A 12,433-nucleotide genomic window follows, 5' to 3' on the forward strand; every position below is an offset into this window, starting at 1 on the left:
TAACGCATCATTATGTACGGAATTTTAATAAAAGATTAATGTACTATACTATATATAAGAATTATGCCTTAATAAGACACTATATTTATATGAGTATTGCATACTATATCAAGTTAACAGTTGAATTTTAATGTAAAAAATGGTATTTTGTAAATTGACTATATTTTAAATAAGGGGGAAATTTCTAGTGAAGAAGAAACTTTGGCTATCACTATTAATGATGGTTGTATTGTCTTTATTTCTAGTAGCTTGTGGCGGTGGAGATAAGGATACAACAAAAGATGCCGGGGATGAAGCAGGAGATACAAATGAATCTGCTGATTCAGGAGACAACCCTGATTTCCTAAGCTTTTTAACTGGTGGTACAAGTGGTACATATTATCCGTTAGGTGGAGCAATTGCGAAGATCATTTCAGATGAAACAGGCATTCAAACAGATGCTTTATCTTCAAACGCGTCTGCTGATAATATTATTGCATTAAAAGATGGAGAAGCAGAACTAGCATTCTCTCAAACTGACGTAGCTGCTTATGCTGTAGAAGGAATTAACGCATTTGACGGTGAGCCAGTTGATAATGTATTAGCTTTAGGTTCCCTGTATCCAGAAACAATTCAAATTGTTACAACTGAAAAGTCAGGTATTAAATCAGTAGAAGATTTGAAAGGTAAAAAAGTTTCTGTAGGAGCTCCAGGTTCCGGAACGTATATTAACGCAGAACAGATCTTAGAAGTTCACGGCATGTCAATGGACGATATTGATGCACAAAACTTAGACTTTGGTGAATCAGCAGGCGGTATTAAAGATGGTAATATTGACGCAGCATTTATAACTGCAGGAACTCCAACTGGTGCAGTAGAAGAGCTACAAGCTTCGGCAGATGTATACGTTTTACCGATTGAAGAAGATAAAGCAAATGCTTTAATCGAAAAATACCCTTACTATGCTGCTGATACAATTCCTGAAGGAACGTACGGACTTAAAGAAGACATTCATACTGTAGCTGTATTAGCGATGATCGTTGTGCAGTCTGATCTCTCTGAAGATGTCGTATATGATATTACAAAAGCGCTTTATGAAAACTCAGGAAATATTGCACATGGGAAAGCAGAGTATATTTCACTTGATAACGCTCTAGAAGGAATTGGATTTGATCTTCACCCTGGTGCGAAGAAATATTTTGAAGAAGCAGGACTTGAAGTAGAATAAGTGTGTTATGATAAACATAAAAAAAGGCCGGTGGTCAATACTGCCGGTTTTTTTACTATTATATAGGTGTGGACAGTTCATGATGCGAGTGAAAAAACGACCAATTCTATTAACTTTAATCATATTATTAATCCTTTTTGTAATCGTTTTTATATCTATTCCTACAAAGTCTGCTTTAATTTTCTATGAAAGAAATACCGATACAATTTCTGCATATCTACCAATAGAATCCGGCGAAACATTCCAAATCATTTTTACTCATTCCATTCATTTAACAGATGTTGTTGAAAAATATATAATTACTAAAGACAATAAGATAAAGCAATATGAATTTATTTTTGAAGAGTTCGGAATTGGAATGCCTTCAAATGCTGAAACAGATGAAGAGTTTGTATATGAAGATGGAAAATACCATATTAAAAATATGAATAATATATTTTCTTCCATGAAAATCCGAAATGGAAAGACAGTTTCAGAGCATCGACTTGTCTGGGAGAAAAATGGAATAAAACATCAAGTATATTTTAATAATTATTTTGAACCAGGAGATTGGTTTACTGTAAAAATCGAAAAAATATCTTTAATAGAATCTTGGAAAGAGGTGAAGATTCGTGACTGAATCAAAAGAGAATAAAAATAAAGAGGAACATGTTGAAGAGTTATCAGAAGAAGAACAAGAGGAACTCCTTAAAAAATTTGATGCAGAATCAAATACTCGAAGATTAACCGGAATTGCGGCGGGAATTGTTTTCGTTTTATTAATTTCTTTTTCATTATTTCAATTATACACAGGTGCATTTGGTCAGTATACTGCTTATATTCAACGAACTGTTCACTTAGGTTTTGCTTTAACGTTAATTTTCATGTTGTTCCCAGCCAAAAAATCAACAGTAAGGAATAGCATACCGTGGTATGATATGATTTTAATTTTACTTGCTATTATCGTTTGTGGTTATTGGCCGCTATACTACGACACTCTTGTGCAACATATAGGGACTATTTCAACTACTCAATTAATTATTGGTGGTATTGCGATTCTATTAGTCTTGGAAGCTGCAAGAAGGGCAGTTGGCTTGCCGATCACAATAATTGCAACATGCTTTTTATTGTATGCTTATTTCGGTCCACACATGCCAGGAATGTTTGCACACCGGGGACTTACACTGCACCAATTAGTAGATTCCATGTTCTTTACAACAGAAGGAATTTTAGGGACTCCGTTGCAAGTTTCTTCCACATACATCTTTTTATTCTTATTGTTCGGGGCATTTCTTGTCCAAACAGGGGTAGGAAATTATTTTAATGACCTTGCAATTACGATTGCAGGGAAAAGGGTTGGAGGACCTGCGAAGGTTGCAATTTTTTCTAGTGCATTGCAAGGAACTATTTCTGGAAGTTCTGTTGCAAATACTGTTACGACAGGATCCTATACGATTCCAATGATGAAAAGACTTGGGTATCATAAAAACTTCGCGGGAGCAGTTGAAGCCGCCGCGTCAACAGGTGGGCAAATTATGCCACCGATAATGGGAGCAGCTGCATTTTTAATGATTGAATTTGCAGGTGTCAGCTATTGGAATATTGCAAAGGCTGCGTTAATTCCAGCTCTATTATATTTTACTGGAATCTGGATTATGACACATTTTGAAGCGAAAAGACTAGGTTTACTCGGTCTTCCGGCTGAACAAATTCCAAAAGTAAAAGTTGTTTTGAAGAAAATTCACTTATTGATCCCAATTCTAGTAATTATCGTACTTTTATTTAAAGGATTCAGTATTGAAAGAACTGCTTTATTTGGAATTTTATCTACAATCATTGTCAGCTTATTTTTAAAAGAAACGAGAATTAATTTCGCGAAGTTCCTTGAAGCTCTTACATCTGGTGCAAGAACAGCACTTGGTGTTGCAGCTGCTACTGCCTGTGCTGGTATTATTGTCGGTGTAGTTACAAAAACAGGACTGGGATTAAAAATGGGGAATAGTTTGGTAAGTATTGCAGGAAATATTTCTACTAACGTACAGATGCAATTACTTTTAACGTTAGTGTTTACGATGATTACATCCCTTATTCTTGGAATGGGATCACCAACTACTGCAAACTATATTATTACGTCAACCATTGCTTTACCGGCAATTTTAGCGTTAAATGATATGTTACCTGTAGCGATCCCAGTTCTAGCTGGGCATATGTTCGTATTTTACTTTGGAATTGTAGCTGATATTACACCTCCAGTGGCGTTAGCTGCATTTGCGGCAACTGGAATATCAGGGGGTAATCCGATAAAAACCGGTGTAAATGCATCAAAACTCGCGATCGCAGCGTTTATTATTCCGTATATGTTTGTATTGCAACCAGAGCTTTTAATGATTGATACAACTTTCTTTGAAATAGTACTAATCTTAGCAACTGCGATTGCAGGAATGATTGCTATAGGTGCTGGAATGATCGGTTATTGGTATACAAAATTAAATTGGATATTTAGAATAATTTCATTGGTTGGTGGACTAATGCTTATGTATCCAGGTTTATATACAGATATTGGTGGTATCGTCATTTTTGCATTTATGCTAATTACGCAATTTATTAGTAATCGTAATCAATCAAAAGGAGAGCCACCAGCTCAACTTGCTGGCAGTTAAGGATAGAAATTAAAAAAGAGCGATATTATTCGCTCTTTTTTTGCTTAAATATTGTTTTTTTATCTTTTTGGATCAAATGCATCTCTCAGGCCATCTCCAATGAAGTTTATTGCTAGTACGGTTATTAGAATACTTAAGCCTGGAGGAATCCATGCTTCAGGATTATTACGTAAGATCCGGATGTTTTGCGCTTCTGTAATCATATTTCCCCAAGTGGGTGTTGGTTGTGGGATTCCCATTCCGATAAAACTTAAAGCTGATTCTGCAATGATCATTGTTGCCATTAATAACGTAGCATTTACTATAATAGGTCCGATCGCATTTGGTAAGAAATGTTTGCGAATGATACGCATATCACTTGCACCGATCGCTTTTGCTCCTTGGACAAATTCTTGTTCTCGTAAACTTAAGAAAGATCCCCGGATGATTCGGGTCAAGGTAGGCCATGTTGTTACTGCAATAACAGTAACAAAAATACCGATTGTAACTTTTTCAACGATAGATATTATCGTTAATGCTAGTACTAAGAAAGGCAATGCGAGTACAATATCGGCAGCGCGCATAATAATTCCGTCGACTAATCCCCCATAATAGCCGCTTAATGAGCCTAGCACTACTCCTATAACTACAGTGAATAACATGGCTGCTAAGCCAATTGTAAGTGAGACTCTAGAACCGTATACTAGCCTTGCAAAATTATCACGGCCTGATGAATCTGTGCCCAGATAATGTTCTTTGCTAGGCGATTGTTCTATTTTCAGCATATTTGTTTTTAGTGGATCATGTTCCGCAAATAAAGGAGCAAAAATAGCAATTAACACAACGATAAGCAAAATAATAAGACCCAAAACTGCTAACTTGTTCTTAAAAAAGCGACGTATCGATAATTGAAGTGGACTACGATGTCGATCATCAGTTACGACTGTATAATTCTCTGCCTCAATAGGAGGATCAATTTTATCTGTTTTCATATCATCTGATTGCATCTATATCACCGCCTCAATCATATCGAATCCTCGGATCTACAATACTATAGAAAATATCAGCTAATAAATTACCAATAAGTATTGCGATTCCTAAGAAAAGGGTAATAGCCATGACAACAGGATAATCTCGATTAACGACTGAACCGATAAATAAAGTTCCAAGCCCCGGGAAATTAAAGACCTGTTCTGTTATAATTGCTCCACCAAGAAGTGTCCCTAGTTCGAAACCCATTAATGTAATGATAGGGATAAGTGCATTTCTTAACGTATGTTTATAAAGCACATTCCGTTCGGACATCCCTTTTGCTCTTGCTGTTCGGACATAATCACTATCAAGAACATCTAATATTTCTGAGCGCATATACCGCATATATGTAGCTGTACCCGCTAGACCTAATGTGATTCCTGGCAAAATTAAATGGTGAATTCTGCTCATAAATTCTTCCATACCGGACATTCCGGGACCACCAACAGTTCCTTGAGCTGGAAACCATCCAAGTTTTATAGAGAATAAATAAATAACGACAAGCCCAAAGAAAAAGTTAGGAATAGCGAGTCCCATAAATCCAAATGTCGTTGCTGCATAATCAAGAGGTGAATATGGCTTTCGGGCGGAATAAATCCCGATTGGTATGGAAACGATAAGAGTTAAAAATAAAGCAAAAATTCCTAAACGCACGGTGTTTGCAAATCGTTCAACAATTAAGCTTTTCACAGTACGGCCCTTAAATGTAATGGAATCTCCAAATTCCCCTTTAATAAATCTACTAGACCAATCTATATATTGAGCAGGGATAGATTTGTTTAATCCTAACTCTTCTCTCATCTGGTCATATACTTCTGGATCAATATTTGGATCAAACACTTTACCTGTAAATGGATCTCCAGGTGCCGCTTTTGCTAAGGCAAATACAATAATGGACAATGCGAATAACATTGGTATAAATACTAGTATTCGTCTAATAATGTATTGATACATTTTTCATTCCCCCTATGAAGGAGGAGAGTATGCTAAGGATCAGCATACTCTCAACAATTTCCTTAATGTAAAATTTTAATTATCAAGCCACCATAAATGAGGATTTCTAAACATAGAGTATGGGCTAGGATCAACATTTTGTAAATCACTATTATGAACCCAAATCTTGTTTTGAGCGAATAGGATTATAGCCGGCAAATCATCAGAGAATAACTCTGTCCATTCTGAATATTTCTCAGCACGGTAATCTTGCTCAAATGCTTCAGGTGCTTTAATTGCTTCTTGTAGTAATTTTTCAGATTCTGGGTTGTTCCATCGGCTATAGTTATAAAAATCCTTAGTTCCCCAAAGTCCAAGAGGATCCGGATCTCCACTTCCTAGACTCCATCCAATCATATACATATCCCAATCTGTATCGTCTTTTTCTAATTCCTCAGCATAAACTGACATTTCTTTTGGTTGACGTAAATCAACTTTAATTCCAACTGCTTCTATAAACTCCTGGATAATCGGAGCTGCACGTTCACGTAAAGGGTTTCCAGTTGGATAATTTAAATTTAACACCCATTCGTTTCCATCAGGATCTGTACGGAAGCCGTCATCTCCTTCTTTATACCCTGCTTCATCTAAAATTTCTTTCGCTTTCTCAGGGTCATAATCGTAAGGAATTGCAGCATCTTCGTCATATGCCCAGAACTGAACAGCAATTGGGGAGTTAATAATCGTTCCATGCCCTTGTAATAATCCTTCTCCTTCTCCAGAACCAATTAATGCTTCACGATCAATAGCATAGGCAATCGCTTGACGAACTTCTTTTGAAATATTTTCGTTAGGTATCCAATTTTCTGGAATTATTTCCCCAGCTTCAACATCTGCCGTTGTACGATGGTTATGTTTGAAACCTAAGATTTGGTACCCGAAGTCAGGCTGCTCAATGATCTCAACATGATCATAGGCAGAAACTGTTTCATAATCAGCAGGTGAGATACCTTCTGGATCTGCAATAAAGTCAATTTCTCCAGTTTCTAGTAAGCTGATCATGACAGAAGCTTCAACTATCTTCCAAACGATACTATCTAGGTGAGGTTCTCCCCCCCAGTAATCCTCAAACTTTTCTAAAACATATTGCTCACGCTCTACCATTTCCGTAAATTTAAATGGTCCTGTTCCTATGATTTTTCCAGGCTGTGTAGATTCTTCAGCTTCTGGCATATCTTTGACAGGAATATCTTCAAAGACATGTTTTGGAATGATATAATAACCTGCTAAGTATTCAGGAGTGACATTTGGTTCTTCCCATTTGAAAACAACCGTATAATCATCTTCTGCCACAACGCCTTCAAACTCATCTGTTTCACCTGAACTATATGCTTCATAGCCTTTTAATTGATCAACATAATAAGTACGAACTCCTCCTGCTGTTACATAATCAGGATCAGCCATCGTTTGAAACGTGAAAACGACATCTTCTGCAGTGAAGTCTTCTCCGTCATGCCATTTGACGCCCTCTTCCAAATAAACTGTTAATTCTGTTTGGTCTTCATTCAATTCCCAATCTTTCGCAAGACTAGGTTCAAACTCTAGATCATTATTTTGAGTAAAAAGGTTATTATGTGTAAAGGTTAAAATATTATCTTCATATGCCTCTTCATAAAATAGTGGGTTAAAATTACCCATTGGAGCTGTATGCATTGCACCAGTGATTGTACCGCCTTTTTTCGGCTCTCCAGAAGATTCTTCTTTATCTTCCTTATCTTCTGCTACTTCCGAATCATCGGTTTCTTTGGAAGTGTCTTCATCTGCTCCTCCACCGCCACAAGCTGCTAACATAAATAATGTAAATAATAAAGCGAGTAAAGCTACTAAATGTTTACGCTTGAACACTAAAATTCCTCCCCTTTTAATAGAATTTATCTGTTAAAACGAAGTGACATAATCGCTTTCTACCACCCCCCCTTAAAATTTACCGTACGTAAATCATTTTGGTACTGATTCTTATGTATATAAATGACAAGCAACATAATGATCTGGTTCTATTTCTACTAGATCAGGCTGTTCACTTATACAGCGGTCATGTACATGTGGGCATCTTGTACGAAAAGCACAACCGGAAGGCGGATCGGCCGGATTTGGCAAATCTCCTTTAAGTATTATTTTTTCTCTTTTTGGTGATTCGTTCTCTATATCTATTACGGGCACCGCTGATAATAGCGCTTGTGTATATGGGTGGAGAGGTTGTTTATAAATTGTTTCTTTCGATGCTAATTCAACAAATTTTCCTAAGTACATAACGGCAACTCTATCACTGATATGTTTAATTACACTAAGATCATGTGCTATAAATAGATAGGTTAAGCCCAAATCGTCTTGTAAGTCTTTCATTAAGTTTAAGACTTGTGACTGAATGGATACATCTAAAGCTGAAACAGGTTCATCACAAATGACAAATTTTGGTTCCATAATTAATGCCCGGGCAATACTGATTCTTTGCCTTTGTCCACCTGAAAATTCATGCGGATACTTCATTCTGTCGCTTGCTCGAAGACCAACTTTTTCTAACATATCAATTACTTTTCTGCGTCTTTCCTGTTTTGGAATGTTTTGCTGGATTAATAACGGTTCTTCAATTAATTCTTCAATACTCATTTTTGAATTGAGGGAAGCAAAGGGATCCTGAAAAATAATTTGCATATCTTTCCTAAATGGGCGTACGTCTCTGTTAGTTAATGTTGAAATATCAACACTATTAAAGATGATTTGTCCTTCTGTAGGGTCTAACAGTCGGAGGAGGACTCTTCCTAATGTTGATTTACCTGATCCTGATTCACCTACAATGCCTAATGTTTCACCTTCATAGACAGAAAAGGATATATCGTCAACGGCTTTCAACTGTCCAATGGTGCGTTTTAAAATACCACCTTTTATAGGGAAATATTTTTTTATATTTTTCGCTTGCAAAATAACAGGTTTTTCTAGTTTCTCTGTTTTTTTAAGTAAGACACTTTCTTTTCTCGTCATTTTCCGTGAGCCCCCTCCTCGTATAAATAGCAACGTACTTCATGATTTGAAGCTACCTCTAGCAAGTCAGGATTAGATTCACGACATTTCTCCATAACGTAAGGGCAACGGTCAGAAAATCGACATCCTTTTGGAAATTGATATGCTGGTGGTACGATTCCTTTAATAGTACCTAGGCGATCCACTTCAACTTCCATATTTGGTATGCTCTTTAATAACCCTTCCGTATATGGGTGTTTCGTTAGTTGTAATAACTGTTTCGTATGAGAATGTTCTACAATTTGTCCACCGTACATGACCATGACTCGGTTGGCGTATTCATATACGACGCCTAAGTCATGTGTAATAAGAAGAAGCCCCATACCAAGCTTGCCTTTCAGTTCTTCAAGTAATTCAAGAATTTGAGCTTGAATCGTCACATCAAGGGCTGTGGTTGGTTCATCTGCAATTAAAAGTTTTGGTTCACAGGAAATAGCAATTGCAATCATTACTCTTTGTCTCATCCCACCAGACAATTGGTGAGGGTATTCGTGTATAATTTCTTTAGCACGAGGAATCCCTACCATGTTTAACAATTCAATCGCTTTCTTGTGTGCAGCCTGTTTGGACATATTTTTATGTTTTCTAAGTACCTCGGTTATTTGATTTCCAATTGTAAATACCGGATTTAGAGCTGTCATCGGTTCTTGGAAAATCATTGCAATATCATTTCCACGTATCGAAGTTATCTCTCTGTTATGTAAGGCTAATAGATCTGTTTGATTTAACGTGATCGTACCATCGACAATTTTCCCCGGTTCACGAACTAAACGCATGATAGACAGACCAGTCATGCTTTTTCCACTACCGGATTCACCTACTAAAGCTACGGTTTCTCCAGGATATATACTAAATGAAACATCATCTACAGCTTTAGCCACTTTTTCGTCTTCGAGATAAAAATATGTTTTTAATTTTTCAACTTCTAAAACAGGCTGGTTCGTCAAAAAATCATCTCCATTCTTTCTGGGTTGAACTATTCGCAATATATATTTAATTTATCTTGCACTTCTAAAATGTTATACTTATTCTGAATTGATAAAATGAGCAGGGTATGTGCGGTAATAACGTGTTGAGTAAAAATTCTAATAATTTAGCAATTAATTAAACAATATGTATAATCTCTTAAAATACTGAAATTAAGGACGAAGGGATAGTTTCCTAAATAACCCACCATTTCCCATGTTACAAATATATTACAATAAAGAAATTGTTTGTCAAGAGTCCTTCTTTACTAGATTAAAGTCTTTTTATGGAAAATCCTTCATACATCTAAGTTAATACTTAGTAAAATTTTTTTTGCAAAAACACTTTACTAATGTGCTTCTATATCGATTTAATTAGATAAAGTAATGGATTATTATTAAGGGGGAAATTGATTCATGTTTAATGCTGTTGTCATAAGTGTTCTCGTTATGGTAGTTTTAAGCTTACTACGGATAAACGTTTTATTTGCGTTAATTATTGCCGCTTTAACGGCAGGAATTATATCGGGAATGGGTTTAGAAGAGTCAGTGACAATAATGATATCCGGAATGGGTGGTCAATCACAAACAGCTCTTAGTTATATTTTATTAGGTATATTTGCAGTGATGATAGGGTTGTCAGGGATAACGACTGTTTTAGTAAATAAAATGTTACGTATATTTTCAGGAAGAAGATTATTTTTAGTGTTTTCATTAGCAATTATCGCATGTTTTTCACAAAATATTGTACCTGTTCATATTGCATTTATTCCTATCTTAATTCCACCATTGCTCATCTTATTTGATAAGTTAAAGCTTGATAGGAGGGCAGTTGCGTCTGCACTGACATTTGGTTTGAAATTTCCATATATAACATTGCCAATCGGATTTGGGTTAATTTTTCAAGGGATTATTCAAGAAGAAATGACAAGTAATGGGATTGCTATTTCTCTAAAAGAAGTTACAACAGCTATGTTATTTCCAGGTGCTGCAATGGTTTTAGGGTTGCTGATCGCCTTATTAATATCGTATCGAAAAGATAGAGTTGCAAAATCAGCCGGAGATGTTAAGGTGCAAGATATAGATATTGCAGATGGTATTACGGAAAGTGATGTTACAGAGTGGAAAATCTCTCATTTATTTACAGTAATTGCGATTATCACTGCATTAGTTCTACAACTTGTGACAGAATCTCTTGTATTAGGTGCTTTATCGGGAATTATTGTCATGTTTGTATTTCGAGTAGTTAAAATGTATGAAGGTGACAGAGTGGTAAACGAAGGAATCGGAATGATGGGGATGATTGCTTTCGTTATGCTTGTCGCTTCAGGTTATGCAAATGTTTTAAAAGAAACTGGGGCAGTAGATGAACTCGTTGAAAAGACGTTAGGATTTACAGGTGATTCCCATTTGGTTATTGCATTTTTCTTATTAACGGTAGGTTTATTAATTACAATGGGTATTGGAACTTCTTTTGGTACGATTCCAATATTAGCGGCATTGTATGTACCAATTATGGTAGCAGTCGGCATGTCTCCATTAGCTAGTGCTGCATTGATTGGAACGGCAGCTGCATTGGGAGATGCCGGTTCCCCTGCGTCCGATTCAACGTTAGGACCAACTGCCGGACTGAATGCAGATGGAAGACATCATCATATTTGGGATACTTGTGTACCGACATTCTTACATTATAATATCCCTTTGTTTATATTTGGGCTCATTGCAGCAATGGTACTATAAAAATCAATCACCCTTTCTCCACATTGTGAAGTGAGGGTGATTTTTTAGTTTTACAGCAAAAGCGGTGTAACATAACCTTCAATTAGTGCTGCAAGGATTATTAGTGGCAAAATTATACCAAAAGAAACAAAGGCTGTATACATAACTAATTGTTTAAAAGAGTGGTGATCTTCCTTTTTCTTTTTAAAAAAATGGATGATTCTTTTAACGATCCACTGATTTATTCTAAAAGCTAGTGCGGTCGCAATAATAAACCCTAATAATTCAATAACTGCATGAGGAAGGAACCCTTTTAGTATCATGGCGGATAAAGGGTCACCTTTTTTAGTAGATAACTGAATTGTTTGGTAAATATAAAATACCATTCCAATTGTAATCCCATTAGATAACAATACAATTGTATATAAAAATGGGACTGGTATAATTGCTAAAAATAGAATTTGGGCAGGTACTTGAATATTGTTGTTAAATAAGGCAAGTGAAATATTAAATGCAGAACTATCTTTATCAGTTTTGTTTTCAATTTGTAAGTCATCAAACAGTTTTTCGGGGTCATAACCTATTTTAGCACTAATTAAATAGGCTATGATAATAGTAATGAAGAGGCCGATACTGAATATTATTGTAGGCTTGATTAATGATTTTATAAAATGAACCATCGAATACTCCTTTCATTCTGAGCATTTACTAGTATAAATGTTTCCATAACTAAAATCATAAACTTTATGAAAAATTTATGAATTGGAATAGGGATCGATAAATAAGATGGTTCGATCTAGAAATACCTTTATCCGCGATGAAGTGAACATATAACGAGTTTATCCGCCCGAGAAAGTCCTTCCCCCAAGGTGAAGGGAACA

10 protein-coding genes are annotated in these 12,433 nt (G+C 35.9%); 4 read left to right on the top strand and 6 right to left on the bottom strand.

Features of this window, described 5'->3' with window-relative positions:
- Positions 1-187 precede the first annotated feature (187 nt).
- The 3 genes from SPD48_RS16495 to SPD48_RS16505 all read left to right on the top strand — a co-directional run bounded on the left by SPD48_RS16495 (position 188) and on the right by SPD48_RS16505 (position 3,846).
- Positions 188-1,207, top strand: coding sequence for a TAXI family TRAP transporter solute-binding subunit (locus tag SPD48_RS16495; protein WP_336259222.1), 1,020 nt, complete (start codon positions 188-190; stop codon positions 1,205-1,207).
- 79 nt (positions 1,208-1,286) lie between these two features.
- On the top strand, positions 1,287-1,826 hold the full coding sequence (locus tag SPD48_RS16500) for a DUF1850 domain-containing protein (RefSeq protein WP_336259223.1): 540 nt from the start codon (positions 1,287-1,289) through the stop codon (positions 1,824-1,826).
- Positions 1,819-3,846: a TRAP transporter permease gene (locus tag SPD48_RS16505; RefSeq protein WP_336259224.1), complete on the top strand. Its 2,028-nt coding sequence runs from the start codon at positions 1,819-1,821 to the stop codon at positions 3,844-3,846. Before SPD48_RS16500 ends, SPD48_RS16505 begins: the two co-directional genes overlap by 8 nt.
- 59 nt (positions 3,847-3,905) lie before the next feature.
- On the opposite strand, the gene opp4C is transcribed toward SPD48_RS16505, so the two are convergent.
- From opp4C to SPD48_RS16530, 5 genes are all read right to left on the bottom strand, one after another.
- The gene (opp4C, locus tag SPD48_RS16510) at positions 3,906-4,832 is read right to left on the bottom strand and encodes an oligopeptide ABC transporter permease (protein WP_442962170.1); all 927 of its coding nucleotides are present in this window, start codon (positions 4,830-4,832) and stop codon (positions 3,906-3,908) included.
- A 13-nt stretch (positions 4,833-4,845) separates the two neighbouring features.
- Complete coding sequence (locus SPD48_RS16515; protein WP_336259225.1) at positions 4,846-5,811, bottom strand: ABC transporter permease; 966 nt, start codon at positions 5,809-5,811, stop codon at positions 4,846-4,848.
- A gap of 75 nt (positions 5,812-5,886) precedes the next feature.
- Positions 5,887-7,695: a peptide-binding protein gene (locus tag SPD48_RS16520; RefSeq protein ID WP_336259226.1), complete on the bottom strand. Its 1,809-nt coding sequence runs from the start codon at positions 7,693-7,695 to the stop codon at positions 5,887-5,889.
- A gap of 111 nt (positions 7,696-7,806) precedes the next feature.
- Positions 7,807-8,829, bottom strand: coding sequence for an ABC transporter ATP-binding protein (locus SPD48_RS16525; RefSeq protein WP_336259227.1), 1,023 nt, complete (start codon positions 8,827-8,829; stop codon positions 7,807-7,809).
- Positions 8,826-9,815, bottom strand: coding sequence for an ABC transporter ATP-binding protein (locus tag SPD48_RS16530; RefSeq protein ID WP_336259228.1), 990 nt, complete (start codon positions 9,813-9,815; stop codon positions 8,826-8,828). The genes SPD48_RS16525 and SPD48_RS16530 overlap by 4 nt, the downstream gene beginning before the upstream one ends.
- Before the next feature lie 435 nt (positions 9,816-10,250).
- Between SPD48_RS16530 and SPD48_RS16535 the strand changes: the two genes are divergently transcribed.
- Positions 10,251-11,573, top strand: coding sequence for a Na+/H+ antiporter family protein (locus SPD48_RS16535; protein WP_336259229.1), 1,323 nt, complete (start codon positions 10,251-10,253; stop codon positions 11,571-11,573).
- A gap of 50 nt (positions 11,574-11,623) precedes the next feature.
- On the opposite strand, the gene SPD48_RS16540 is transcribed toward SPD48_RS16535, so the two are convergent.
- Positions 11,624-12,232: a stage II sporulation protein M gene (locus tag SPD48_RS16540; protein WP_336259230.1), complete on the bottom strand. Its 609-nt coding sequence runs from the start codon at positions 12,230-12,232 to the stop codon at positions 11,624-11,626.
- Positions 12,233-12,433: the final 201 nt, after the last annotated feature.

Source organism: Pseudogracilibacillus sp. SE30717A, from assembly GCF_037071985.1.
Taxonomy (GTDB): domain Bacteria; phylum Bacillota; class Bacilli; order Bacillales; family Amphibacillaceae; genus Pseudogracilibacillus.

Coding starts and splice junctions, on each gene's coding strand:
- SPD48_RS16500 (WP_336259223.1), top strand. CDS start 1,287: ATGATGCGAGTGAAAAAACGACCAATTCTATTAACTTTAATCATATTA.
- opp4C (WP_442962170.1), bottom strand. CDS start 4,832: ATGCAATCAGATGATATGAAAACAGATAAAATTGATCCTCCTATTGAG.
- SPD48_RS16515 (WP_336259225.1), bottom strand. CDS start 5,811: ATGTATCAATACATTATTAGACGAATACTAGTATTTATACCAATGTTA.
- SPD48_RS16525 (WP_336259227.1), bottom strand. CDS start 8,829: ATGACGAGAAAAGAAAGTGTCTTACTTAAAAAAACAGAGAAACTAGAA.
- SPD48_RS16535 (WP_336259229.1), top strand. CDS start 10,251: ATGTTTAATGCTGTTGTCATAAGTGTTCTCGTTATGGTAGTTTTAAGC.
- SPD48_RS16540 (WP_336259230.1), bottom strand. CDS start 12,232: ATGGTTCATTTTATAAAATCATTAATCAAGCCTACAATAATATTCAGT.